This is a genomic window from Pseudomonas sp. FA117, from assembly GCF_057370475.1.
Map to the genome: position 1 here is coordinate 2,148,674 of NZ_CM170675.1, position 24,557 is coordinate 2,173,230.

20 protein-coding genes are annotated in these 24,557 nt (G+C 65.7%); 9 read left to right on the top strand and 11 right to left on the bottom strand.

Annotation, left to right across the window (positions count from 1 at the left end; translation table 11 throughout):
- Positions 1 to 12: 12 nt before the first annotated feature.
- The 5 genes from glgA to AC1TXO_RS10030 all read right to left on the bottom strand — a co-directional run bounded on the left by glgA (position 13) and on the right by AC1TXO_RS10030 (position 8,147).
- The gene (gene glgA / locus AC1TXO_RS10010) at positions 13 to 1,572 is read right to left on the bottom strand and encodes a glycogen synthase GlgA (protein ID WP_486406154.1); all 1,560 of its coding nucleotides are present in this window, start codon (positions 1,570 to 1,572) and stop codon (positions 13 to 15) included.
- Positions 1,573 to 2,106: 534 nt separating this feature from the next.
- Entirely contained in the window at positions 2,107 to 3,528 is a 1,422-nt protein-coding gene (locus AC1TXO_RS10015) for an efflux transporter outer membrane subunit (protein WP_486406155.1), read from the bottom strand.
- Positions 3,521 to 6,700 (bottom strand): efflux RND transporter permease subunit, encoded by a 3,180-nt coding sequence (locus AC1TXO_RS10020; RefSeq protein ID WP_486406156.1) that lies wholly within the window; start codon positions 6,698 to 6,700, stop codon positions 3,521 to 3,523. Before AC1TXO_RS10020 ends, AC1TXO_RS10015 begins: the two co-directional genes overlap by 8 nt.
- 15 nt (positions 6,701 to 6,715) lie before the next feature.
- Positions 6,716 to 7,843, bottom strand: a complete 1,128-nt coding sequence (locus tag AC1TXO_RS10025) for an efflux RND transporter periplasmic adaptor subunit (RefSeq protein ID WP_486406157.1) — start codon at positions 7,841 to 7,843, stop codon at positions 6,716 to 6,718.
- Positions 7,844 to 7,916: 73 nt separating this feature from the next.
- Entirely contained in the window at positions 7,917 to 8,147 is a 231-nt protein-coding gene (locus tag AC1TXO_RS10030; RefSeq protein WP_486406158.1) for a hypothetical protein, read from the bottom strand.
- Positions 8,148 to 8,336: 189 nt separating this feature from the next.
- Between AC1TXO_RS10030 and AC1TXO_RS10035 the strand changes: the two genes are divergently transcribed.
- On the top strand, positions 8,337 to 9,251 hold the full coding sequence (locus AC1TXO_RS10035) for a LysR family transcriptional regulator (RefSeq protein ID WP_486406159.1): 915 nt from the start codon (positions 8,337 to 8,339) through the stop codon (positions 9,249 to 9,251).
- A gap of 15 nt (positions 9,252 to 9,266) precedes the next feature.
- Here AC1TXO_RS10035 and AC1TXO_RS10040 read toward each other — a convergent pair whose 3' ends face one another.
- Positions 9,267 to 9,890, bottom strand: coding sequence for a glutathione S-transferase family protein (locus tag AC1TXO_RS10040; protein WP_486406160.1), 624 nt, complete (start codon positions 9,888 to 9,890; stop codon positions 9,267 to 9,269).
- Positions 9,891 to 10,152: 262 nt separating this feature from the next.
- Between AC1TXO_RS10040 and AC1TXO_RS10045 the strand changes: the two genes are divergently transcribed.
- On the top strand, positions 10,153 to 11,487 hold the full coding sequence (locus AC1TXO_RS10045) for an OprD family porin (RefSeq protein ID WP_486406161.1): 1,335 nt from the start codon (positions 10,153 to 10,155) through the stop codon (positions 11,485 to 11,487).
- 91 nt (positions 11,488 to 11,578) lie between these two features.
- Here the strand turns inward: AC1TXO_RS10045 and glsB are convergent, their stop codons facing one another.
- Together glsB and AC1TXO_RS10055 are read right to left on the bottom strand one after the other, a co-directional pair.
- A complete protein-coding gene (gene glsB / locus AC1TXO_RS10050; protein ID WP_486406162.1) occupies positions 11,579 to 12,499 on the bottom strand; it encodes a glutaminase B in 921 nt (306 codons plus the stop codon).
- Positions 12,500 to 12,601: 102 nt separating this feature from the next.
- Positions 12,602 to 14,575, bottom strand: coding sequence for a DNA topoisomerase III (locus AC1TXO_RS10055; protein ID WP_486406824.1), 1,974 nt, complete (start codon positions 14,573 to 14,575; stop codon positions 12,602 to 12,604).
- 245 nt (positions 14,576 to 14,820) lie between these two features.
- On the opposite strand from AC1TXO_RS10055, the gene AC1TXO_RS10060 reads away from it, so the two are divergent.
- Positions 14,821 to 16,671: a polyurethane esterase gene (locus tag AC1TXO_RS10060; protein WP_486406163.1), complete on the top strand. Its 1,851-nt coding sequence runs from the start codon at positions 14,821 to 14,823 to the stop codon at positions 16,669 to 16,671.
- Positions 16,672 to 16,691: 20 nt separating this feature from the next.
- Here AC1TXO_RS10060 and AC1TXO_RS10065 read toward each other — a convergent pair whose 3' ends face one another.
- Genes AC1TXO_RS10065 through AC1TXO_RS10075 form a run of 3 tightly spaced genes read right to left on the bottom strand, consistent with a single transcriptional unit; the run spans position 16,692 to position 18,284 of the window.
- The gene (locus AC1TXO_RS10065; RefSeq protein ID WP_486406164.1) at positions 16,692 to 17,768 is read right to left on the bottom strand and encodes an NAD(P)H-dependent flavin oxidoreductase; all 1,077 of its coding nucleotides are present in this window, start codon (positions 17,766 to 17,768) and stop codon (positions 16,692 to 16,694) included.
- Positions 17,769 to 17,802: 34 nt separating this feature from the next.
- A complete protein-coding gene (locus AC1TXO_RS10070; RefSeq protein ID WP_486406165.1) occupies positions 17,803 to 17,973 on the bottom strand; it encodes a hypothetical protein in 171 nt (56 codons plus the stop codon).
- 8 nt (positions 17,974 to 17,981) lie between these two features.
- Positions 17,982 to 18,284: a DUF1883 domain-containing protein gene (locus tag AC1TXO_RS10075; protein ID WP_486406166.1), complete on the bottom strand. Its 303-nt coding sequence runs from the start codon at positions 18,282 to 18,284 to the stop codon at positions 17,982 to 17,984.
- Between the two features lie 161 nt (positions 18,285 to 18,445).
- Here AC1TXO_RS10075 and AC1TXO_RS10080 point away from each other — a divergent pair, with 161 nt between their 5' ends.
- From AC1TXO_RS10080 to gorA, 6 genes are all read left to right on the top strand, one after another.
- Positions 18,446 to 18,805 (top strand): hypothetical protein, encoded by a 360-nt coding sequence (locus tag AC1TXO_RS10080; RefSeq protein ID WP_486406167.1) that lies wholly within the window; start codon positions 18,446 to 18,448, stop codon positions 18,803 to 18,805.
- A 146-nt stretch (positions 18,806 to 18,951) separates the two neighbouring features.
- Positions 18,952 to 19,602, top strand: a complete 651-nt coding sequence (locus AC1TXO_RS10085) for a c-type cytochrome (protein ID WP_486406168.1) — start codon at positions 18,952 to 18,954, stop codon at positions 19,600 to 19,602.
- Entirely contained in the window at positions 19,599 to 20,510 is a 912-nt protein-coding gene (locus AC1TXO_RS10090) for a c-type cytochrome (protein WP_486406169.1), read from the top strand. Before AC1TXO_RS10085 ends, AC1TXO_RS10090 begins: the two co-directional genes overlap by 4 nt.
- Positions 20,511 to 20,606: 96 nt before the next feature.
- A complete protein-coding gene (locus AC1TXO_RS10095) occupies positions 20,607 to 21,968 on the top strand; it encodes a UDP-glucose dehydrogenase family protein (protein ID WP_486406170.1) in 1,362 nt (453 codons plus the stop codon).
- Positions 21,969 to 22,016: 48 nt separating this feature from the next.
- Positions 22,017 to 22,856, top strand: a complete 840-nt coding sequence (gene galU, locus AC1TXO_RS10100; RefSeq protein WP_486406171.1) for a UTP--glucose-1-phosphate uridylyltransferase GalU — start codon at positions 22,017 to 22,019, stop codon at positions 22,854 to 22,856.
- Positions 22,857 to 22,958: 102 nt separating this feature from the next.
- Positions 22,959 to 24,314, top strand: a complete 1,356-nt coding sequence (gene gorA / locus AC1TXO_RS10105) for a glutathione-disulfide reductase (protein ID WP_486406172.1) — start codon at positions 22,959 to 22,961, stop codon at positions 24,312 to 24,314.
- Positions 24,315 to 24,557: the final 243 nt, after the last annotated feature.

Genomic DNA, 24,557 nt, shown 5'->3' on the forward strand with positions numbered 1-24,557 from the left:
CGAAGCCCTCGCTCAATAGTGACCGCTGTGTGCCTGGCAGACCAGTTCCTCGTACAGGCGGGCATAGGGCTCCACCGCCTGGCACCAGTTGAACGGTTGGGTCATGGACAGGCAGCGCATGGCGTTGAGCAGGCCCTTCTTGCCGTGCACGTAGAAGGCGCGGGCCAGGGCCTCGCGGTAGCTTTCCACGGTCGATTCGTCGAACAGGAAGCCGGTGACGCCATCCTCGATGGTGTCGGCCAGCCCGCCGGTATTGCGCGCCACCGGCAGCGAGCCGAAGCGCTGGGCGTACATCTGGCTGAGGCCGCAGGGCTCGTAGCGCGACGGCATCAGCAGGAAATCACTGCCGGCGAACATGCGCCGGGCGTCGGTTTCGTTGAACCCGATGCGCACGCCGATGCGGCCCGGGTGGCGCAGCGCCAGCTCACGCATGGCCTGTTCTTCCTCGGGCTCGCCACGGCCGATGATCGCGATCTGCCCGCCCTGGCGGACGATGTCGTCGGCCACACCCAGGGTCAGGTCCAGGCCTTTCTGGTAGACCAGTCGCGACACCACGGCGAACAGCGGGCCGTGCGACGGCTCGAGGCCGAACAGCTCGCGCACCTGCTCGGCGTTGCGCGCCTTGCCGTCCCAGTCGTTGATGCTGAAATTGTGCAGCAGGTGCGAGTCGGTGGCCGAATCCCAGCTTTCGTCGATGCCGTTGGGGATGCCGCCGAGCAGGCCTAGCTGGGCCTTGCTGGCCAGAAATCCATCCAGGCCGCAGCCGAACTCGGGGGTGGTGATTTCCCGGGCGTAGGTGGCGCTGACCGTGGTGATGTGGCTGGAATAGGCGAGCCCGGCCTTGAGGAACGACAGCTTGCCGTAGAACTCCATGCCTTCCTGCTGCATGGCGTGGTCGGGAATCGCCAGCTCCGGGCTGCAGCCACGGCTGTACACACCCTGGTAGGCCAGGTTGTGAATGGTGAACAGGGTCGGGGTGTTCAGCCCGCGCCAGTGCATGTAGGCGGGGGCAAGACCTGCAGGCCAGTCATGGGCGTGCACCAGATCGGGGCGCCAGTGCGCCATTGCGTCGCCTGCGGCGATCTCTGCGGCAGCCAGGCCCAGGCGGGCGAAGCGGATGTGGTTGTCCGGCCAGTCGCGGCCGTTGTTGGCACCGTAGGGGGTGCCCTCGCGCTGGTACAGTTCGGGGCAGATCACCACATAGATGACCAGACCGTCGGCCAGGTCCATGCGTCCGATCTTGCACGGCGGCAGCGCGGCGTGGCCGCCCAGTTCGCCGACGATATGGATCGGATTGTCGCTGTCGACCACCTGTGGATAGCCGGGAATCAGCACCCGCACATCGTGCAGGTGGGCAAGTGCCCGTGGCAGAGCGGAGGAGACGTCGCCCAGGCCGCCGGTCTTGACCAGGTCGGCGATTTCCGAGGTGACGAACAGCACCTTGCGCTTGTGCGGGTTGTGACGGCGCTGAGTACCGGGTGCCTTGCCTGTCGTGGCGAAGCCTGGGGTCACGGGCTCGCGGTTATCCGGGTTGAATGATTCTGCGTGAGGCTCGACAGCGGCACTGATCATACTTCTCTCCGTCCCTTGTACTGGCGGGTGCAGGCACCCGTGGTGTTTATCCGGTGTAGGTTCTCGCCTTGACGTTCTGCATGCTGGTGATGCGGTCCTTGCCCCTGATTCGTGCGCGCAGGCACAGCACGAGCGGCGTTCCGGCCGACAGGCGCCTGGACAGTGTGGGGTGTGCGGCTGACGCGTGAGGAAGTCCCGTTGCGTGGCCTACTTACTTGCTGACCTGCCCGTGTTTTGGAAAGTTCGACTTATTTTCGTCACTCGATTGCGGAGCAAGACACGGGCCGAATCTGCAGTGTAGGGGACGAATGGTCACTGGAGTGACCCGTTGGTCACTCTGTGGATGACCGTTGATCCGCGCAAACGTTGGCGTCGTCGCCGCTCATTGCGAGCGGTCGGCGAACAGTGCGCAAGCCCGGCCTGCAGTTGTCGAGTAGCGCATCACACCTATGGCTGTGGGCGCGATGGGGAAGGGAACGGCCTGCCGCTGGTGCGAGCAGCGGCAGGCGAGGCGGGGCGGCCAGCAACGTATCGCTACTGCACCTGTAGCGGATACTGCGGCCAGCCACCTGCCAGCGCGACATACAGGTCGACGGCGCGGCTGCTGCTGGCAGCCTGGCTGTCGGCCTGGGCGAGCTGGGCTTCGTAGAGCGAGCGCTGCACATCGAGCAGTTCGAACAGCTCGATGGCCCCGGCCTGGTAGCGCGCGCTGGAAAGGTTGGCGGCGTTCTGCAGGCCGTCGGCCGCACTGCCCAGCCGGGTACTTTCCTCCTTGCTGCGAGCCAACCGTACCAGCGCGTTCTCGACATCCTCCAGCGCCACCAGCACGGTCTGCTGATAGCTGGCCAGGCGCCCGGCTGCCTCGGCGTCGGCCGCGGCAATGCGACTCTTTACCCGCCCGACGTCGAGGAACGACCAGTCGATACCCAGCACGGCCAGGTTCGACTCGCTGGCCGCCGAGTACAGGCCCGAGCCATTGAACGCATAGCTGCCCAGCGCTGCGCCCAGGCTCAGGCGCGGGAACAGGTCGGCAGTGGCGACCCCGACGCGGGCGGTCGCGGCGTGCAGCCGTTGCTCGGCCGCTGCGACGTCCGGGCGGCGGCGAACGATCTGCGCCGGTGTGCCGGGGGCGATGGCGTCCGGTAACCGTGGCAGCCCGGTCGAGTGCTGCAGCTGGGCATCCAGCGCCGCCGGTGCAAGGCCGGCCAGCACTGCCAGGCGATGCTTGTCCACGGCGATACGCGCCTGCAGGCGAGGGACGCGCGACAGGGTGGTGTCGAGCTGTGCCTGCGTCCTGGACAGGTCGTAGCTGGAGCCACGGCCGCCGTCCAGGCGGCCCTGCACGATCGCCAGGGTCTGGCGCTGGCTGTCGGCGTTGGCCTCGGTCAGCTCCAGCATGCGCTGCGCGGCCCGCAGGTCGATATAGGTGGTCGCCACCTGGCTGACCACAGCGACCTGCAACGCCTGCAGGTCGCTGGCCCGGGCGGCGGTCTCGGCCTGTTGCGACTCCACTGCACGCCGCACCCGGCCAAAGAAGTCCAGCTCCCAGCCCAGCGAGACCTTGTTGCCGTACAGGTCGTGACTGCGCGCAGCACCGTTGGCCTCGTCGCTGGCCAGGCGCTGATGCCCGGCCTCACCCGACAGGGTGACGGTGGGGATCTGGTCGAAGCGTGCCAGGCGCAGCAGGGCGTTGGCGGCATCGTAGTTGGCCAGGGCCGTGCGCAGGTCATGGTTGCTGGCCAGCGTTGCATTCACCAGCGCGGTCAGCTGCGGGTCGTCGAAGCGCTTCCAGAAGGCGTCGTGCGCAGCGTTGGCCCCAGTGTCGGCCTGCACGCCGGCCTGGGAGAATGCCTCGGGTATCTGTGGGGCCTGCGGCCGGTGATGGTCCGGCCCCACCGTGCAGCCCTGCAGCACCGCCAGCAATGCTGCCAGCGACCAGCTTGCCGGTTTACTCATGGGTCAGGCCCTCCGTGGGGTTGGGCGTCATGTGCGACGGATGTTTGGGAATGGTTGCGCCAAGCTTTCGCAGCACCACGTAGAACACCGGCGTCAGGAACAGGCCGAAGAAGGTCACCCCGAGCATGCCGCAGAACACCGTGACGCCCGTGGCGTGACGTACTTCGCTGCCGGCACCGGTACCGACCAGCAGCGGCACTGCACCGGCAATGAAGGCTACCGAAGTCATGACGATGGGCCGCAGGCGCAGGCGGCAGGCTTGCAGCGCCGCCTCGACGGTGCCCTGGCCCTGCATTTCCAGTTCACGGGCGAACTCCACGATCAGGATGGCGTTCTTGCACGCCAGGCCCATCAGCACCACCAGGCCCACCTGGACGAACACGTTGTTGTCGCCCCCGGCCAGCCATACGCCGGTCAGCGCCGCGAACATGCAGATCGGCACGATCAGGATCACCGCCAGCGGCAGGGTCCAGCTCTCGTACAGCGCCGCCAGCACCAGGAACGCCAGCATCACGGCAATCGGGAAGACGATCGCTGCGGTATTGCTCTGGGTCACCTGCTGGTAGCTCAGGTCGGTCCACTCCAGTTCGATGCCCCGCGGCAGGGTGCGTGCAGCGATCTCCTGAAGCTTGCCGATGACTTCGCCCGAGGACAGCACCCGTGGATCGGCGTCGCCGATCAGGTCGGCGGCGGGGTAGCCGTTGTAGCGCATCACCGGATCCGGGCCGAAGGTCGGCACGATATCGACCATGGCGCTGATCGGCACCATCTCGCCACGCACGTTGCGCACCCGCAGGTTGCCGATGTCGCTGGCGTTCTGGCGCGAGCGCGAGTCGGCCTGGGCCATGACCCGGTACACACGGCCGAGCATGTTGAAGTCGTTGACGTACACCGAGCCCAGGTAGATCTGCAGGGTGTCGAAGATCGCCGGCAACTCCACACCCTGAGCCTGGGCCTTGATGCGATCGACCTTGACTTCCAGTTGCGGGATGTCCGACTGGTAGGAACTGACCGGGAAGGTCATGCCCGGCGTGTTGGCCACCTCGGCCTGGAAGCGGTTGAGCGCTTTCTGCAAGGCGGCATAGCCCAGCCCGCCGCGGTCGGTGAGAAACAGCGAGTAACCCGACCCGTTGCCCAGCCCCTGGATCGGTGGCGGCAGCAGGGCATAGGCGGTGCCATCCTTGATCGCGGCGAACTTGCGGTTGAGTTCGGCGTTGATGTCGGCGGCGCTGCGGGTACGCTCCGAGAACGGTTTGAGCAGCACGTAGGAGGTCACCAGGTTGGGCGTGGTGGTGTTCTGCAGGGCGTTGGAGCCGACGTAGGAGTTGGCGTCGGCCACCCCTTCGATGCTCGAGGCAATCGCCGACATCTGCCGCGCCACCGCATCGGAGCGGGCCAGCGAGGCGCCCGGCGGCAGGGTGGCGCCGGCGAACAGGTAGAGCTTGTCCTGGTTGGGGATGAAACCGCTGGGGATGGTGTTGAACAGCAGGCCGGTGACGGCCAGCAACAGGGCATAGACGCCGAACACCAGGCCGCGGCGCGGCAGGATCCGCGCGATGCTGCCTTCATAGCGCTGCGAACTGCGGTTGAAGAAGCGGTTGAACGGGCGCAGCAGCCAGCCCAGCATCGCGTTCATCAGTCGCGTCAGGCGATCGGGCGGGGTGTCGTGGTGGCGCAGCAGCTTGGCTGCCAGGGCCGGTGACAGGGTCAGCGAGTTGATCGTCGAGATCACCGTGGAGATGGCGATGGTGACGGCGAACTGCTTGTAGAACTGCCCGGTGACGCCGCTCATGAATGCCATCGGCACGAACACCGCGCACAGCACCAGGCCGATGGCCAGGATCGGCCCCGAGACCTCGCGCATCGCCTGGTGGGCGGCCTGTAGCGGTGTCAGCCCCAGCTCGATGTTGCGCTCGACGTTCTCCACCACGACGATGGCGTCGTCGACCACGATACCGATCGCCAGCACCAGGCCGAACAGGGTCAGGGTGTTGACCGAGTAGCCCAGCAGGTAGAGGAAGGCGAAGGTGCCGACGATCGACACCGGCACGGCGATCAGCGGAATGATCGAGGCACGCCACGTCTGCAGGAACAGCACCACTACCAGCACGATCAGCACCATGGCCTCGAACAGGGTGTGCTGCACCGCGCTGATCGATTCGCGCACGAACACCGTCGGGTCCCACACGCTGAGGTAGCTCACGCCTTCGGGGAAGTCCTTGGACAGGGTGTCGAGCTTGGCGTACACCGCGTTGGCCACCTCGATGGCGTTGGCCCCGGGGGTGAGGAAGATGCCCACCGCCACTTCCTGGTTCTTGCCGCGGAACACGCGCAGGGTGTAGTCGCCGGAGTCGAGTTGCACCCGCGCGACGTCGGCCAGGCGGGTGACCTGGCCGTCGGCGCCGCTCTTGAGCACGATGTCGGCGAATTCACGTTCGGTCTTCAGGCGGCCCTGGACGTTGATCGAGATGAGGAACTCGTTGTCCTGCGGCGAGGGCTCGGCGCCCAGCTGGCCAGCCGAGACCTGCACGTTCTGCTGGCGGATGGCGCTGATGGCGTCCTGCGCGGTGAGGTTGCGCGCGGCGAGCTTGTCCGGGTCCAGCCAGATGCGCATGGCATAGTCACCCGATCCGTAGAGGATCACGTCACCGATACCGGGAATGCGCGAAAGCTCGTCCTTGACGTGCAGGCGCAGGTAGTTGCGCAGGTACAGGGCGTCGAACTGGTCGTTGTTGGAGAACATGTCGACGAACATCAACGGGGTCGGCGACTGCTTCTGCGTGGTGACGCCGTACTGGCGCACCGACTCAGGCAGGCGCGACAGGGCCTGGCTGACCCGGTTCTGCACGCGCACCGCAGCGGTGTCCGGATCGACCTTGGCGTTGAAGGTCACCACCACCTGCAGGGTGCCATCGGAACTGGCCACCGACTTGAGGTAGATCATGTCCTCGACGCCGTTGATCGCCTCTTCCAGCGGGACGGCGACCGAGTCGGCGATTTCCTTGGGGTTGGCGCCGGGGTAGGTGGCCTTGACCACCACGGTGGCGGGTACCACCTCGGGGTACTCGCCCACCGGCAGCAGCGGAATCGCCACCAGGCCCGCGGCGAAGATGATGATCGACAGGACGATGGCGAAGATCGGCCGGTCGATGAAGAACTTGGAGAAGTCCATGACGGGAACCTTTGGCTATTGCGGGGCGTGTTGCGCGGCGCTGGAGACCTTGAGTTCCGCAGTGCCGCCAGGAAGGACGTGAGGGGTGACCGCAGTGCCGCCGGCATGGATGTTCTGCACGCCGGAAACGATGACCTGGTCGCTGTCCCCGAGCCCTTCGGTGACCACGCGCAGGTGCTCGAGCCGTTGCCCGGTCTGGATGTAGCGGCGTTCGGCCTTGTTGTCGTTGCCGAGCACGTACACGTACTGCTTGTCCTGGTCGGTCAGGATGGCCCTGTCCGGGACCAGGGTCGCCGGTGCGGGCGAACCTACCGAGAGCCTGACCCGGGCGTACAGCCCGGGGGTCAGCAGGCGGTCGGCGTTGTGCACCGTGGCCCTGGCGCGCAGGGTGCCGGTGCTGGGGTTCACCTGGTTGTCGATGAAGCTCAGTTCGCCGGTGTAGGGGAAGTCCTGGTCGTCCGCCAGGCCGATACGTACCTCGGTGTTGCCCGCCTGGCCGAGGGCCTTGCGGTACTTGAGCACGCTGTGCTCGTCGGGGTCGAAATAGACATGCACCGGGTCCTGGGACACCACCGAGGTCAGCACCGACTGGTCGGCGACGGCGAGGTTGCCCAGGGTCAGCTGGGCGCGGCTGGTGCGCCCGTCGATCGGCGCACGGACCTCGGTGAACTCCAGGTTCAGCGCGGCGATGGCCACCGCCGACTCGGCGGCACGCACCTCGGCCAGGCCCTGCTCGCGGGCCGAGCTTTTCTGTTCGGCTTCTTCGCGCGAGACGGCGCTGCTCTTGAGCAGCTGCTGGGCGCGTTGATCCTGCTGGCTGGCGAACGCCAGCGACGCCCGGGCGCGTTGCAACTGGGCGCGGGCGCTATCGAGGGCGTTGCGGTAGGGGCGCTGGTCGATGACGAACAGCAGGTCGCCCTTTTTCACCTCGGCGCCTTCGCGGTAGGCGACCTGGGTGATGTAGCCACCGACACGCGGCAGGATCGCCACCGTGTCGGTGGCGCTGACCCGGCCATTGAAGCTGTCCCAGGTCTTGATCGTCTGGCTGACCACGCGGGTCACTTCGACGTCGGGGGCGCCAGGGGCCGGGGTCTGGCTGGCGGCTGGGTTGCACCCGCTGATCAGCAGGGCGGTGGTGATCATTCCGGTAACTGCGACTAATCGGACACGCACAGGATCATCCTTTACAAGAACACGAGGTGGATGGGACGGGCGTTCAGCACGCCGGCTGCGGGTGTGGCTTGCTGTCGTCGGCCGACGGCTGCTTCTGCTGCTCGGCGGCCTGCAAGGTCTGTTGCTTGCGTTTCTCGATATCCTTGGCCTGTTCGGCAAAGGTGGCGCGCAGGCGCTCGTGGAAGCGCTCCAGCGCTTCGCCGCCATCGGAGGCGTGGGCGAAGAAGGGCAGGGTCGCGGTCAGCAGGACGAGGATCTTGAGGCTGTTTTTCATGGCGTTCTCTCAAATGACGCGCACAGTGAGGCGCTAAATCGGATTCAGTAAGAAAGCAGGGGGCAGGGAGGGCGATGAGGGCGGGGGTGGCCCGGTCAGTCATCTGCCACGGGGACGAGCGCACTTTAAGAGAAGGTGTTTCACGGATAAACTAGCTCTATTCGTTTTATTCTTACGGAATCTCGGACAATGGCATTTGATCGACTGGAAGCGATGCGTGCGTTCTGCCGCATCGTCGAGGTGGGCAGTTTCAGCCGTGCGGCAGAGTCGCTGAACCTGGCCAAGACCACCGTCTCGGGGCAGGTCCAGGCGCTCGAGAACCTGCTGGGGATCAAGCTGCTGCACCGCACCACGCGCAAGGTGTCGACCACCACCGAAGGCGCGGCCTACTACCAACGTGCCCGCTCCATCCTCGAGGATGTGTACGAACTGGAGGCCTCGGCGTCGCACAGCTGCAGCGCGGTGCGCGGGCGGGTCAAGGTGGAGATGCCGTCGCCGGTGGGGATCCTGCTGGTGGTGCCGGCGCTGCCGGATTTCGTCGCCAGGTTCCCGGATATCGTGCTCGACGTGCGTTGCAGCGAGCGGGTGGTCGACCTGGTACAGGAGGGCGTGGATTGCGCCATTCGCGGTGGACCCGTGGTCGATCAGGACCTGGTCAGCCGTCCGATCGGGGTGATGCGCTTCTGCCTGTGCGCGGCGCCGTCCTACCTGGCCTCGGCACCACCGTTGGAGGTGCCGGCCGACCTGCCCTTGCACCGTCATCTGGGCTTCAAGTTTCCCGCCACCGACCGCCGCTACACGCCCGTGCTCAGCCGGGGGGGTGAACAGATCACCCTCGACCACGCCCCGGCGCTGTACTTCAACAGCGGCAGTGCCACGGCGGCGGCGGTACTGGCCGGGCTTGGCGTGGCCTTCCTGCCCCGGGCCGAGGCCGAGGTGCACATCCGCCGCGGGCACCTGGTCGAGGTGCTGGGCGAGTGGCAGATGGGCACCATGCCGATGTCGTTCGTCTACCCGCCGACCCGGGCGCTGTCGGCACGGGTCCGGGCCTTTGCCGACTGGGTGACGGCGCTGATGGCCAAGGACCCGGTGTGGGCGCCTTGAGGGCGGTGACGTTGTTCAGGGGGTGCCATTGCGGCCATACAGGCGGTATCCGGCGCGTTCGCTCAGACGCTCACGGTACAGCGCCACGGCGGGCAGGGGCGGATGGTCGATTGGCGTCTCGAACCAGCGGTTCACCGACAGTCCGATGGCGATGTCTGCCAGGCTGAACGAGGCGCCGGCAACATAGGCGCCGGTGCCTTGCAGTTGCCGTTCGAGCATCTGCATGTGCCGCGACCACTGCTCGATGCTGGCTTGCAGCGCTTGTGGGTCCTGGTGTGCGGTGCACTGCCTGACCCGCGACATGAAGGCGTAGCTCCAGGAGCGGTTGAGGTCGGTGGCCTGCCAGTCGAGCCATTGGTCGACACGCGCTCTGGCCACCGCTTCGCTGGGGTAGAGCGCAGGCTGGCCATAGCGGTTGGCGAGGTAGCGGATGATGGTGTTGGACTCCCACAACGTCAGGTCGCCATCCTGGATCACCGGGACCAGGGCGTTGGGGTTGAGTGCGAGAAATTCCGGGGACTGGGTGGATCTGAAGCCCGAACCCCAGTCTTCACGTTCGAAGGGCAGGTCGAGCTCTGCGCACGTCCACAGCACCTTGCGCACGTTGATGGAGCTGGCCTTGCCGAGTATTCGCAGCATGTATTCATCCTTGTAGTCGGCTGTCCGGCGCTGCGGTGCGCCGGAGCTCCAGCCTACCTGCAAAACCCTGCGCCGGGTCAGGCAACTGAAAGGTTTCTCCCTCCGAATAGTGCTTTTTTGCTACCATTTGGTCGCTATAGCATAATCGAATAAAAATTTCGTCACGGTTATTGGTAAAGTAATAACACGCGACATTCAGCGTATCGGTACCCGGCCCTCGTGCTCAGCGAGAGGCCTATAAAAAAAGTCAGAAGGAGCATTCATGGATAAGATCAAACTGCCAGTGGCCGTAGCCCTGGCCAGCCTGTCGCTGGGGGCGCAGGCTGCAGGTTTCGTGGAAGACAGCAAGGCTTCGGTCACTGCCCGTAACTTCTACATCAACTCCGACAACCGCAACGGCACTGCCAACCCGTCGAAGCAGGAAGAGTGGGGCCAAGGCTTCATCTTCAACTTCACCTCCGGCTACACCCAGGGCACTGTGGGCTTCGGCGTCGACGCCATCGGCCTGACCGGTTTCCGTCTGGACTCGGGCAAGGGTACCCACTACAACCCGACCAGCGTCGCCAAGGGCGGCACCGTGTTCCCGACCGACTCCGGCGGCCGTGCCGTGGACGATTTCAGCAGCCTGGGCCTGACCGGCAAGGTGAAGATCTCCAAGACCGAAGCCAAGCTGGGCGTACTGCAGCCCAAGCTGCCGGTCGTGACCTACAACGACGGTCGCCTGTTGCCGCAAACGTTTGAGGGTGGCCAGATCACCTCCAACGAGATCGACAACCTGACCCTGATCGGCGGCAAGCTCGAGCACGCCAAGGGCCGTAACAGCACCAACATGGAGTCGCTGACCATCGCCGGCTCCAACGGCAACCCGGCCACCGCGACCTCCAACCGTCGCAGCAATGCCTTCTACTACGCCGGTGCCGACTACAAGCTGAGCAAAGACCTGTTGCTGCAGTACTACTACGGCAACCTGGACGACTTCTACAAGCAGCACTTCCTGGGCCTGACCCACAACCTGGCGCTGCCGGTAGGCTCGTTGAAGTCCGACCTGCGTTACTTCTACAGCGATTCCGACGGCAAGAACGCCAGCACCGAAGGCCGCCTGGCCGGCTACCGCGCCTCGGGCTACCAGAACAACGGCGAAGTGGACAACCGCACCTGGAGCGCCAAGTTCACCTACTCGCTGGGCAGCCACGCGCTGAGCGCCGGTTACCAGCGCGTCAACGGCACCAGCGACTTCCCGTTCCTCAACCAGGGCGATGGCTCCACCGCGTACCTGATCACCGACGTGCAGATCGGCAAGTTCCAGCGCGCCGGCGAGCGTACCTGGCTGGCCCAGTACGCCTACGACTTCGCTGCTCTGGGCGTGCCTGGCCTGACCGCCAACGCCATCTACCTGAAGGGCACCAACGTCAACTCGGCCGGTTCCGACCGCTCGGAGTGGGAACGTGACTTCAGCCTCGCCTACGTCGTTCAGGAAGGCACCTTCAAGGGCCTGGGCGTGCAATGGCGTAACGCTGCACTGCGCACCGACGTGTCGGGCCAGCGCGACCAGGACGAGAACCGCCTGATCGTGAGCTACACCTACAGCTTCTTCTGACCCTCGGTCGGTTGAGCAAAGAAACCCCGCCCGGGCTGCCCTGGCGGGGTTTTTTCATGCCTGGGGAATCGTTTGTGAGGTGTCTGGCCCTTCAGGGTACTGCCGAAAACACCGAGCCGGTGATCCGTTCGCTGAGCAGTTCCAGGGCGCGCAAGCCCGCCAGCGAGTTGCCCGAGGCGTTCAGCGCAGGCGACCACACGCAGATGCTGTAGCGTCCCGGCACCACTGCGACGATACCGCCACCGACCCCGCTCTTGCCGGGCAGGCCCACGCGGTAGGCGAAGTTGCCGGCTTCGTCGTACAGCCCGCTGGTGGCCATGATCGCATTCACCTGCTGCGCCTGGCGCGGGCTGAGCACCTGCTCGCGACTGTGCGGGCAATAGCCGCTGTTGGCCAGGAAGGCAAAGCCACGGGCCACGTCGATGCAGTTCATCGACAGCGCGCAGTGGTGGAAGTAACTGCGCAGCACGGCATCGACGTCGTTGTGGAAGTTGCCGAAGGCCTGCATCAGGTAGGCCATCGCCGCGTTGCGGGCGCGGTGCTGGTATTCCGACTCGGCCACCACCGGGTCGCTGACGATGCGCGGGTTGGCGGCCAGGCGCCGGACGAAGTCGCGCATCGACAAGGGCGGCGTGGCATAGCGGGACTGGTTGATGTCGCAGATCACCAGGGCCCCGGCGTTGATGAACGGATTGCGCGGGCGGCCTTTCTCCACCTCCAGCTGCACCAGCGAATTGAAAGCCTGGCCGGAGGGTTCATAACCCAGCCGTGACCAGATGTCCTCGCCGCTGTGGTTGATTGCCTGGACCAGGCTGAAGACCTTGGAAATGCTCTGGATCGAAAAGGGCGTGCGCGCATCGCCCGCGCAGTGCAACTGGCCGTCCAGGCTCTGCACGGCAATGCCGAGCTGGTGCGGGTCGACCTGGGCGAGGGCGGGGATGTACTGGGCGACCTGGCCCTGGCTGAGCAGCGGGCGGACCTGGTCGAGGATCTCTTGCAGTAGTGCTTGCATGGGGGCCTGCGAAAAGCGGGTGGGGGTGCTCTGGAGTGTTCAGTACAAGACGAGCGCCGCCGCAGCGGCGACACACGCCGTGGTGTGATCGTGGTGGCGTCGTCAGGTGGCCTTTGCCGGCCGACGGCGTGCAGGCTTGCCTGACCCGCTCGCAGCCTTGCTGGCGCTGGGTTTGCTCTTGGCGGCGCTGCGGCGTTTCTTCTTCCAGGGCGCGCCCTTGCCGCCGGCAGGCACGGGCGGGCCGCTGATGGTCAGGCGCATGCCGGCGCAGCGTTGGACCAGCTTGCCCATCCAGGCCGATTGCCGGGTGACGAATTCTTCAAGGCTCATCTCACCGCTCTGCACCATGTCCAGCGCCTGTTCCCAGATCGCGGTGGTGCCAGGGTCGGCGATGGCCCGCGGAACCGCGTCGATCAGGCTGAACGCTGCCGCAGTGGCGGACAGCGCCTTGCCGTTCTTGACCAGATAGCCGCGCTCGAGCAGGCCCTGGATGATGCTGGCGCGGGTCGCTTCGGTGCCGATGCCGGTGGTTTCCTTGAGCTTCTGCTTGAGCTTGGGGTCGTCCACCAGCCTGGCGACATTCTTCATCGCCTTGATCAGGTCGCCTTCGGTGAAGGGCTTGGGCGGTTGGGTCCAGAGGTCTTTGAGCTGCACCTCCTGCACCCTGCAGTCGTCGCCTTCGCGCAACACCGGCAGGACTTGCGCCGGCGCCGCTTCGCGGCCCTTGGTGGGGGTGAGCGCCTCGGGCAGGGCGCGGCGCCAGCCGGGCTCGACGATCTGCTTGCCCACTGCGCGCAGGGCATGGCCGGCACAGGTCAGTTCGACCTGGGTGCGGTCGTACTCGTGGTTGGGCAGGAACTGCGCCAGGTAGCGCGCGCGAATCAGGCTGTAGACCGCCTTGTACTTGGGCGGCAGGCGCGCCGGGTCGCTGGCGGCGGCGGTGGGGATGATGCCGTGGTGGGCACTGACCTTGGCGTCGTTCCAGGCCCGCGAGCGGCGCTGCGGCTCGAGGTGCGGCTGCAGGGGCGCGAGGCTGGCGTCGGCGCGCTGCAGCGCTGCCAGAATCGCCGGTGCCTCGGCGTGCTGGCTGAGCGGCAGGTAGCCGCAGTCGCTGCGCGGGTAGGTGATCAGCTTGTGGGTTTCGTAGAGCGCCTGGGCGATGTCGAGGGTTTCCTGGGCACCGAGGCCGAACTTCTTCGAGCACAGTTCCTGCAGGGTACCGAGGTCGAAGGGCAGGGGCGCGGCTTCGCGCACCCGCTCGGTCTGCACCTTGAGCACCCGGGCGCTGGCGGCGGCCTGCATCTGGCTGGCCGCCTCCCGGGCGAGCGCCTGGTTCAGGCAGCGGCCCTGGTCGTCGCAGGCGTCTTGCGCTGCGCGCCACTGGGCGGTGAACAGGCTGCCCGCGTGTGCCAGCTGTACCTCGATGGCCCAGAACGGCACGGGCACGAAATCGGCAATGCTGCGGTCGCGATCGACCACCAGGCGCAAGGTCGGCGTCTGCACCCGGCCTACCGGCAACACGCCCTGGTAGCCGGACTGGCGCCCGAGCAGGGTGAACAGGCGGCTCATGTTCATGCCGATCAGCCAGTCGGCGCGCGAGCGGCCAAGCGCCGAATGGTAGAGGCTGAAGGTTTCGTCGCCGGGGCGCAGGCGGGCCAGGGCCTTGCGGATCGAGGCGTCGTCCAGCGCCGACAGCCACAGGCGCTGGATGGGGCCGCGATAGCGGCAGTGCTCGACCAGTTCGCGGGCGATCATTTCACCTTCACGGTCGGCATCGGTGGCGATCACCAGTTCCCGCGCTTCGCCGAGCAGGCGCTTGACTGCCTTGAACTGGCTGGCGGTCCTGGGCTTGACCAGCATCTTCCATTTTTCCGGGATGATCGGCAGGTCATCCAGCGACCAGCGCTTGTAGCGTGCGTCATAGCTGTCGGGAGGGGCGGTCTCGAGCAGGTGGCCGATGCACCAGGTCACGCAGACATCGCTGCCTTGCCAGCAGCCGTCGGCCTTGCGGTGGGCGCCAAGGACCTTGGCGATGTCTTTTGCCTGGGAGGGCTTTTCGCAGAGAAACAGGCGCATGGCCAGGAACGCTTCATCGAGGGTGTCGGGTGACAGGATGCGCAAGCCGGGCGGCGCAGGCAAGCGTTATCTGTATGCATGTACAGCTTTTTGCCAGGAAATATGTCTGCACTTTTGGCGCGAATGCCCAGGCATTGCGATTTGGATGACTGCCCGGTTCCGTGCAAGCGTGGTCGTTGCCTGCCAGATGTGTCACCGGACGATGTCGCTGGGGCTTGAACCGACAACAACAGGGAAGTCAGACCATGCCACTCTTCGCTTACCGTCAGCTCGACGCTGCTGCCTCTTCTGCGCTCTACAAGGATGCCATGGCCCTGGCCGTGTACGCCTACCATGGCATCGACGACGGCTTTGCCGCCGGTTACCAGCAACACGGCTTCGGCCTCGGCCTGCCGGCCACCCTGGTCAAGGCCTTGATCGGCGGCACCGACAGCCAGGGCGTGATTCCCGGCATCCCGTGGAACCCGGACTCCGAAGCCAGGGCGCTGGCCCAGGTCAAGGCTGCGGGCTGGACGCCGATCAGCGCCGCGCAACTGGGCTACCACGGCAAGACCGATGCCCGCGGCACCTTTCATGGCGAGGCGCCGGGCTACACCAGCGCCCAGGTCGAGATCCTCGGCCGCTACGCCGACAACGGCCAGCTCACCGGCATCGGCATCGCCTTTCGCGGCACCAGCGGCCCGCGGGAGAACCTGATCGGCGACACCCTGGGCGATGCCATCAACGATCTGCTCGCAGCAATCGGCCCTGCGGGCTATGCGCGCGACTATGCGGGCAATGCCTTCGGCCGTCTGCTGGAGGATGTTGCGGCGTATGCCTCGGCGCATGGCCTGTCGGGCGCCGACATCACCGTCAGCGGCCACAGCCTCGGCGGGCTGGCGGTCAACAGCCTGGCCGACCTCAGTGCGTCGCGCTGGGGCGGTTTCTACCAGGATGCGCGCTATGTCGCCTTCGCCTCGCCCACCCAGGCCAGCGACCCCGACAAGGTGCTCAACATCGGCTACGAGAACGACCCGGTGTTCCGGGTGCTCGACGGCACCTCCACGACCTGGGCCACCCTGGGCGTGCACGACGCCGCCAAGCCCTCGACCACCGACAACATCGTCAACTTCAACGACCACTACGCCTCCGATGCCTGGAACCTGCTGCCGTTCTCCATCGGCAACATCGCCACCTGGCTCTCGCACCTGCCGGCCGCCTATGCCGAGGGCCTGGGGCGGGTGCTGGATTCGCCGTTCTACCCCTGGACCAGCCGCGACTCCACCGTCGTGGTCAGCAACCTGTCCGATGCCACCCGAGGCTCGACCTGGGTGCAGGACCTCAACCGCAATGCCGAGCCGCATACCGGCAGCACCTTCATCGTCGGCTCGGCCCAGGACGATCTGATCCGTGGCGGGCGAGGTAACGACTATCTATACGGTGGTGCCGGCAACGACACCTTGCGCGACGACGGCGGCTTCAACCTGATCGATGGCGGTAGCGGCCACGACACCCTCAAGCTCGACCAGGCGCTGGCGCGTTTCTCCATCGCCCGTGACGGCGAAGGCACGGTCTACGTGCGCGATGATGCAGGTGGAATCAGCCTGGTGCGCAATGTCGAGACGCTGGTCAGCAAGGAAAGCAGCCTGGTGTTCTTCAGCAAGGAGGTCAGTCACAGCATCACGGCCGAGGGGCTGCTGAGCAGCGGCAAGCTCGACCCCTATGCCTTGTCGCTCAGCGGCGGGCAGGGCGGCGACCAACTGGTGGCAGGCAACCAGGGGTATTGGCTGTTCGGGCTGGAGGGCGACGACCGCCTGGTGGGCGGGGCGGGCAACGACGTGCTGGTCGGGGGCGCAGGCAACGATGTGCTCAGCGGCGGCGGCGGTCAGGACACCTTCCTGTTCAGCGGGCATTTCGGGCAGGACCGGGTGCTCGACTTCGGCAGCCAGGACCGTCTGCTGTTCATCGGGGTGGAAGGTGGCACTGCAGCGCCCGACTGGCGCGATCACCTGAGCCAGGCCGGGAATGACCTGGTGCTCAGCTTTGGTGGCGACAGCGTGACCCTGGTGGGCATAGCGGGCCAGGGGCTGGCGGACGGGCAGGTGGTGCTGGCCTGAGCCGCGTATCGCGCAGCAGGCTAGCAGCGACCGAGCTGTGCCAGGGCCTGCTGCGCGATGTCCTGGGTCAGTGCTGCGGCATCGATGTGCCGCCCCAGGCGCAGCGCCTGGCCGGCCCACAGGTTGCTGAAGTCGCTATTGCCCTGCGGGTCGGTGATGGCGCGCAATGGCATCAGTGCTCCACCGGCCAGCGGGAAGCGTGGAGCCAGTGGGCTCATGGGGCCGAGTTCGCGCATGATCCGGTTGTTGATGCCGCGCGCCGGGCGGCCGGTGAACAGGTTGGTCAATGCCGTGTCGCTGGCCGGCGCGTTGTCCAGCGCCCGGCGGTGCGCGGCAGACACCTTGGCCTGCGGGCTGAACAGGTAGGCGGTACCGATCTGCACGGCCGAGGCGCCCAGGGCGAGGGCGGCAACCAGGCCGCGATGGTCACCGATGCCGCCGGCCGCGATCACCGGTACGCGCACCGCGTCGGCAATCTGCGGAACCAGGGCGAAGGTGCCGATCTGGCTGGTGATGTCATCGCTGAGGAACATTGCGCGATGGCCGCCGGCTTCGTAGCCCATGGCAATGATCGCATCGCAGCCGTGGCGCTCCAGCCACAGCGCTTCCACGACCGTGGTGGCGCTGGACAGCACCCGTGCGCCGCTGGCCTTGACCCGTTGCAGCAGGTCCTGGGCCGGCAGCCCGAAGTGGAAGCTCACCACCTCTGGACGCACCGCCTCGACCAGCCGGCAGCCCTGTTCGTCGAAGGGCGCGCGGTTGGACAGCGGCGTCGGCGCCTCGAAGTCGGCACCCACCTCATCGTAGTAAGGCTTGAGCGCCTGTTTCCAGCGGGCATCGCGCTCGGCATCCGCGGTCGGCACCGGGTGGCAGAAGAAATTCAGGTTCAGCGGGCCGTTGCAGGCGGCGCGAAACGCGGTGATTTCAGCGTGCACCTGCTCCCGCGTGAGCATGGCGCAGGGCAGGGCGCCCAGGCCTCCGGCGTTACCCACGGCAATGGCCAGGGCCGAGCCACCGGCGCCGGCCATGGGCGCCTGGAGAATGGGCAACTCGATACCCAGCAGGTCGAGAATGCGGCGGTCTTTCCAGGTGCTCATGGGCGGATCCTCGGCGAAAGTGCCTGGGCGGGCGTTACAGGGCCTTGCTGACTTGGATGTCGCTGACCTTGTCGGCGTCATCGCCATGGATCTTGCGCAGGGCCTCGAGTGCCTGCTCGTGGGAGGCGTCGGGCAGCACCGCGAAGTCCCAGCGGCGCTGACCGTCGAGCTTGTACTTGATCACGTATTTGAGGTTTTGGGTCATGGCAGGCGTTATCCGAGTTTCGACGACGAGCGACGGATGATCTTGATCTTGTGGGTGAAGGCCGGCTTGCGTGTCACCGAGATCGGGCGCGTGGTCACGGCATCGAGGGTGATGTTCCAGAAACCGGTGCTGGGCACGTTGATCTTGGCCGGGAAGCGATCGAACAGGCCGCCGTGGTAGGTGTGACGGCCGCCATTCTTGAAGCTGCGGAAGTTGGCGTCGTTCATCAGGCGGATGTTGCAGCGCTGGGAGCACTCGATGACGACGATGTCGTCCTCGTTGAGGTGCTCGCGCTGGTGGACGAATTTCATGTGGGGCTCCGCGAGGTTGGTTCTGCAAACCGTCAAGATACCACGATGTCGGGATATACTGGCGGGCTCGACGCCCGGGCCAGGGATAATTCTGCCAAAGCAGGGAGCAAAACCGCCCGGACATTGTCGAACGATTTCTTTGATTGGCAGAGGTGTGACGAATGAAGTGGTTGATGGCCGCGGCAACGCTGGTACTGGGCGGTTGTGTCAGTGTTTCGGAGCTGGAGCAGTCGCGCGAAACGCTGGATGTGATTTCCGGCAAGACCCCGCGCGAGTACGCCGATTGCGTCAAGCACAAGCTCGACGACAGCCGTGATCCGCTGGTCGAGGAAGCCCGTGGCGACGGCCTGCGCCTGATCGTGCCGCAGAAGCTCACTTCCGGGGCAGGCCCTGCAGCGCTGTTCGATATCGACAAGCGCGGCAGCGGCAGCGCCATCAAGCTGCACGAGCGCTTGAACAACTTCCCGCTGCGCCTGGGCGATGTGCGCACGGCGGCCACCCAGTGCATCTCCGGTTCTTGATCCAGCTCAAGCGTTGAGCCGTTAATCGTCCGGCCAAGGCCTTGTGGCCTGTAGGGACAATGTTCCGGTTTGCCGGTCAGGGCTAGTATCCATTTCCCTTATGTCTTTTAAGACTAAGCTTATAACAAGGAAATGGAGTGTCCCTGATGAACCCGATGAGTCGCGTCGTGATCGGCAGCTTGCTGATCCTGGCCTGGCCCACGGCGCATGCCGCCGACGGCCAGAAGATCTTCACCCAGGGCGGGCAGAACCCCGCCGCCATGGCCTGCCTGGGCTGTCATGGTCCTGACGGCAAAGGCATCGCCGCCGCCGGCTTTCCCCGCCTTTCCGGCCTGCCTGCCGGTTACCTGCGCAAGCAGCTCGAAGACTTTCGCACTGGCAGCCGCAAGCAACCGGTCATGGAGCCGTTGGCCAAGGCGCTGGGCGATGAGGAAATCGCTGCGGTCAGTACCTGGCTGGCGGCGCAGCCATCCGACCCGGTGCCTGACCTGCGTCGCCAGCAGATAGCCACCGACAGCACCGTTCGCCTGGCCCTGTACGGTGACTGGAGCCGGCACATCCCAGGCTGCGTGCAATGCCACGGGCCGGGCGGGGCAGGAGTGGGCGAGCACTTCCCGCCACTGGCCGGGCAGCCGGCGGCCTACCTGGTCGCCCAGCTCAACGCCTGGCGCGACGGCTCGCGCAGCAACGATCCCAACCAGCTGATGGTCGGTGTGGCCAAGGCCATGACCGATGCCGAGGTGACGGCGGTCGCCGACTACTTTGCCCATGCTGCCAGCCCGGAGGTGAAGCCATGAGGATCCTGATCGCCAGCCTGTTGCTGAGCTCCGGCGCTGCCCATGCCGCGCCGATCGCCATGGAGGATCAATCGCAGCTCAAGGTGCCCGCCAGCCAGGACACCCCGCTGTTCGTGCCACCGGCGGAAACCACGCTGCCGGACAATGCCTTCGGTCAGATGGTCCGTGAGGGCCATGCCCTGTTCGTCGACACCCGGCGCCTGATGCCCGAGGCGGTCGGCAACGGCATGAACTGCAGCAATTGCCACCTCGACCAGGGGCGCATGGCCCATTCCGCGCCATTGTGGGGCGCCTATCCGATGTATCCGGCCTATCGCAAGAAGAACGACAAGGTCAACACCTATGCCGAGCGCATTCAGGGTTGCTTCCAGTTCAGCATGAATGGCAAGCCGCCTGCCGCCGACAGCCCGCAGATGACGGCCTTGAGCGTGTATGCCTACTGGCTGGCCACCGGTACCCGCACTGGCGTGGAAACACCGGGTCGCGGCTATCCCGAGGTGCCGCAACCCAAGGACGGCTACGACTTCAAGCGTGGCCAGCAGGTGTACCGCGAGCAGTGCGCGATCTGCCACGGCGACCAGGGCCAGGGGCAGAAGGTCGCCGGTGAGTACGTCATGCCACCGTTGTGGGGGCGCGACGCCTACAACTGGGGGGCGGGCATGCACCGGATCAACACCGCCGCGTCCTTCATCAAGTACAACATGCCGCTGGGCAAGCCGGGCAGCCTGAGCGACCAGCAGGCATGGGACGTCGCGGCATGGATCAACCGCCATGAGCGACCGCAGGATCCGCGGCTGGTCGAGGGCTCCATCGAGAAGACCCGGCTGAAGTTCCATGCCAACGACGGCGTCAACCTTTACGGGCAGAAGGTCGATGGCGTGCTGGTCGGGCAGGGTATCGGCGGTTGATCCCCAACCCGCTGTCATCTTCGCGCCGCAGGGCTGTCACGGCCCTGCAACCGTCGGCAGGGTGCAATGGCCGTATCTTCCTCAAGGAGTGCGGCCATGGAACTCTGTGTGATCGGGGCGGGGTATGTGGGGCTGGTCACCGCGGCCTGTTTCGCCGAAATGGGCAACCGCGTGGTTTGCCTGGAGCGTGACCGCAGCCGCCTGGCGCAGTTGCGCCAGGGCCAGTGCCCGATCTACGAGCCGGGGCTTGCCGCGTTGCTGCAGGAAGGGCTGCACAGCGGCCTCCTCAGCTTCACCGAGCAATGGGACCAGGCCCTGGCGCGGGCCGAGGTGGTGTTCATTGCCGTGGGCACGCCCAGTCACGAGGACGGCTCTGCCGACCTGCAGCATGTGCTGGCGGTGGCCGACAGCCTGGGGCGGCACCTGATGCGCCCGTGCCTGGTGGTCAACAAGTCCACCGTGCCCGTGGGCACCGCCGAGCGGGTCGCCCGCCAGGTCGGGATCGGCCTGCGCGAGCGTGGTGCGGGGTTTGCCGTGGAAGTGGCGAGCAATCCTGAGTTTCTCAAGGAGGGCAGCGCCGTCGAGGACTTCATGCGTCCTGACCGGATCATCATCGGCACCGACAGCGATACCGCCGGTCAATGCCTGCAGCGCCTCTACGCACCCTTCGTGCGCAACCGCGAGCGGGTGCTGCTGATGCGTCCGCGTGCGGCCGAGTTCAGCAAGTACGCGGCCAACGCCTTCCTGGCCACCAAGATTTCCTTCGTCAACGAACTGGCCGGCCTGTGCGCCGAGCTGGACGTGGACATCGAACAGGTGCGTCGCGGCATTGGCAGCGACCGGCGTATCGGCAGCGATTTCATCTATGCCGGTTGTGGCTATGGCGGCTCGTGCTTCCCCAAGGATGTCCGCGCGCTGATCCATACCGCCGAGCAGCATGGCTACGCCCCGGCCATCCTGCGTGCGGTGCAGGCGCGCAATGCGCAGCAGAAGACCTTGCTGTTCCAGGCGCTGCAACAGCATTTCGGCGGTTTCATACGTGGCCGCTGCGTGGCGCTGTGGGGGCTGTCCTTCAAGCCGGGCACCGATGACCTGCGCGAGGCGCCGAGCCTGGTCTTGCTGGATGCGCTGCTGGCGGCCGGGGTGCGGGTCCAGGCCTGTGATCCTGCGGCGCTGGCCGGTGTGGCGGCGATCCATGCGCAGGCCGTGGCCAGTGGTCAGCTGCGGCTGCTCGATGATCCCTACGCCTGTGTGGAGGGTACGGACGCGCTGGTGCTGGTGACCGAATGGAAGCAGTTCCGCCAGCCGGACTTCCGCCGCATCAGAGGCCTGATGCGCATGCCGGTGCTGTTCGACGGCCGCAATATTTACGATCCGTCGGAACTATCTACACTGGGTTATCTCTATCATGGCATCGGTCGGCCGCAGGTAGGGCATTGTAAGGTGACTGCCGCCTGATTAGACTGCGCCGAATACCACAGGCCCAGCCCTTGTTTAAGGATGTATATGATCAAAAAATGCTTGTTCCCGGCAGCCGGCTACGGCACCCGCTTCCTGCCCGCTACCAAAGCCATGCCCAAGGAAATGCTGCCGGTGGTCAACAAGCCACTGATCCAGTACGGCGTTGAGGAAGCGCTGGACGCTGGCCTCAGCGAGATCTCGATCGTCACCGGTCGCGGCAAGCGCGCCCTGGAAGACCACTTCGACATCAGCTACGAGCTGGAAAACCAGATCAAGGGCACCGACAAGGAAAAATACCTGGTCGGTATCCGTCGCCTGCTCGACGAGTGCTCGTTCTCCTACACCCGCCAGACCGAAATGAAAGGCCTGGGCCACGCCATCCTCACCGGCCGCCCGCTGATCGGTGACGAACCGTTCGCCGTGGTGCTGGCCGACGACCTGTGCGTCAACCCGGAAGGTGACGGCGTACTGACCCAGATGGTCAAGCTGTACAACCAGTTCCGCTGCTCGATCGTCGCCATCCAGGAAGTCGACCCGCAGGAAACCAACAAGTACGGCGTGATCGCCGGCGACATGATCCGCGACGACATCTTCCGCGTGACCAACATGGTCGAGAAACCCAAGCCTGAAGACGCGCCGTCGAACCTGGCGATCATCGGCCGCTACATCCTGACCCCGGACATCTTCGACATCATCGCCAGCACCGAGCCGGGCAAGGGTGGCGAGATCCAGATCACCGACGCCCTGATGCAGCAGGCGCAGAACGGCTGCGTCATCGCCTACAAGTTCAAGGGCAAGCGTTTCGACTGCGGCGGCGCCGAAGGCTACATCGACGCCACCAACTTCTGCTTCGAGAACTACTACAAGACCGGCAAGGCCTACTGAGTCCGAGCCTGTGCTGTAGCGTGATTTTTCTTGCTGCCTGACGCTTGCAGCGCGCCACGAAAAGAGCCACCCTCGGGTGGCTTTTTTTGTGGAGTGTGGAAAGTGGCCTACGATTTTGATCTGTTCGTGATTGGCGCCGGTTCCGGCGGTGTACGGGCCGCGCGCTTCGCTGCGGGTTTCGGTGCGAAGGTGGCGGTGGCCGAGAGCCGTTACCTGGGAGGCACCTGCGTCAACGTCGGCTGCGTGCCGAAAAAACTGCTGGTGTTCGGCGCACACGTCGCCGATGAACTGGAGCAGGCCGCCGGCTACGGCTGGACGCTCGAGGAAGGGCACTTCGACTGGGGCACCCTGATCGGCAACAAGAACCGCGAGATCGAGCGCCTCAACGGTATCTACCGCAACCTGCTGGTCAACAGCGGGGTGACGCTGCTCGAAGGTCACGCACGCATGACCGGTGCCCACGAGGTCGAGGTCGAGGGCCGGCGCTACAGCGCCGCCAACATCCTCATCGCCACCGGCGGCTGGCCGCAGGTGCCGGACATCCCCGGCAAGGAACTGGCGATCACCTCGAACGAGGCGTTCTACCTCAAGGCGCTGCCACGGCGGGTGCTGGTGGTCGGTGGCGGCTACATCGCCGTCGAGTTCGCGGGCATCTTCCAGGGCCTGGGCGCCGACACCACCTTGCTGTACCGCGGCGACCTGTTCCTGCGCGGCTTCGATGGCTCGGTGCGCACTCATCTGAAGGAAGAGCTGGAAAAGCGCGGGCTCGACCTGCAGTTCAATGCCGACATCCAGCGCATCGACAAGCAGGCCGATGGCAGCCTCAAGGCCACGCTCAAGGACGGTCGCGAGCTGATCGCCGACTGTGTGTTCTACGCCACTGGCCGGCGTCCGATGCTGGACAACCTGGGCCTGGAAAACACCGGCGTCGAGCTCGACGAGCGCGGCTACATCCGTGTCGACGACCTGTACCGCACCACCGAGCCCTCGGTCTACGCCCTGGGCGATGTGATCGGTCGCGTGCAACTCACACCGGTCGCCCTCGCCGAAGGCATGGCCGTGGCCCGCCACCTGTTCAAGCCCGAGCAATACCGGCCGGTGGACTACCAGAACATCCCCACGGCCGTCTTCAGCCAGCCGCCGATCGGCACCGTCGGCCTGACCGAAGAGCAGGCGCTGGCTGCCGGGCACAAGATCCAGGTGTTCGAAAGCCGTTTCCGTGCCATGAAGCTCACTCTCACCGACCTGCAGGAAAAGACCCTGATGAAACTGGTGGTCGATGCCGAGACCGACAAGGTCCTGGGCTGCCACATGGTCGGGCCGGACGCCGGCGAGATCATCCAGGGCCTGGGGATCGCGGTGAAGGCTGGTGCCACCAAGCAGCAATTCGACGAGACCATCGGCGTGCATCCGACTGCCGCAGAAGAGTTCGTCACGATGCGTACTGTAACTCGCTGAAAATTCACGGTTTTCTGCGGGCCTCGGACAGTGGGGCCCGCAGCGTGTTTCCTGCTGCCTCAGGCAGTGATCCCTACCACTGTCATGGTTGTTTCATTTGCCGGATCAACCACTCACCGACAGAGCCCCCCAGACGCCGCCTCGACGTACAGGTCGCTGCAGGCTGATGAAGCATAGGAATGAAAAAATCTATCGCCCGGGCAGCTTATAGCCAAAACCAATCACCAACATGAGGTTTGCCAA

Coding starts and splice junctions, on each gene's coding strand:
- glgA (WP_486406154.1), bottom strand. CDS start 1,572: ATGATCAGTGCCGCTGTCGAGCCTCACGCAGAATCATTCAACCCGGAT.
- AC1TXO_RS10015 (WP_486406155.1), bottom strand. CDS start 3,528: ATGAGTAAACCGGCAAGCTGGTCGCTGGCAGCATTGCTGGCGGTGCTG.
- AC1TXO_RS10020 (WP_486406156.1), bottom strand. CDS start 6,700: ATGGACTTCTCCAAGTTCTTCATCGACCGGCCGATCTTCGCCATCGTC.
- AC1TXO_RS10025 (WP_486406157.1), bottom strand. CDS start 7,843: ATGATCACCACCGCCCTGCTGATCAGCGGGTGCAACCCAGCCGCCAGC.
- AC1TXO_RS10030 (WP_486406158.1), bottom strand. CDS start 8,147: ATGAAAAACAGCCTCAAGATCCTCGTCCTGCTGACCGCGACCCTGCCC.
- AC1TXO_RS10035 (WP_486406159.1), top strand. CDS start 8,337: ATGGCATTTGATCGACTGGAAGCGATGCGTGCGTTCTGCCGCATCGTC.
- AC1TXO_RS10040 (WP_486406160.1), bottom strand. CDS start 9,890: ATGCTGCGAATACTCGGCAAGGCCAGCTCCATCAACGTGCGCAAGGTG.
- AC1TXO_RS10045 (WP_486406161.1), top strand. CDS start 10,153: ATGGATAAGATCAAACTGCCAGTGGCCGTAGCCCTGGCCAGCCTGTCG.
- glsB (WP_486406162.1), bottom strand. CDS start 12,499: ATGCAAGCACTACTGCAAGAGATCCTCGACCAGGTCCGCCCGCTGCTC.
- AC1TXO_RS10055 (WP_486406824.1), bottom strand. CDS start 14,575: ATGCGCCTGTTTCTCTGCGAAAAGCCCTCCCAGGCAAAAGACATCGCC.
- AC1TXO_RS10060 (WP_486406163.1), top strand. CDS start 14,821: ATGCCACTCTTCGCTTACCGTCAGCTCGACGCTGCTGCCTCTTCTGCG.
- AC1TXO_RS10065 (WP_486406164.1), bottom strand. CDS start 17,768: ATGAGCACCTGGAAAGACCGCCGCATTCTCGACCTGCTGGGTATCGAG.
- AC1TXO_RS10070 (WP_486406165.1), bottom strand. CDS start 17,973: ATGACCCAAAACCTCAAATACGTGATCAAGTACAAGCTCGACGGTCAG.
- AC1TXO_RS10075 (WP_486406166.1), bottom strand. CDS start 18,284: ATGAAATTCGTCCACCAGCGCGAGCACCTCAACGAGGACGACATCGTC.
- AC1TXO_RS10080 (WP_486406167.1), top strand. CDS start 18,446: ATGAAGTGGTTGATGGCCGCGGCAACGCTGGTACTGGGCGGTTGTGTC.
- AC1TXO_RS10085 (WP_486406168.1), top strand. CDS start 18,952: ATGAACCCGATGAGTCGCGTCGTGATCGGCAGCTTGCTGATCCTGGCC.
- AC1TXO_RS10090 (WP_486406169.1), top strand. CDS start 19,599: ATGAGGATCCTGATCGCCAGCCTGTTGCTGAGCTCCGGCGCTGCCCAT.
- AC1TXO_RS10095 (WP_486406170.1), top strand. CDS start 20,607: ATGGAACTCTGTGTGATCGGGGCGGGGTATGTGGGGCTGGTCACCGCG.
- galU (WP_486406171.1), top strand. CDS start 22,017: ATGATCAAAAAATGCTTGTTCCCGGCAGCCGGCTACGGCACCCGCTTC.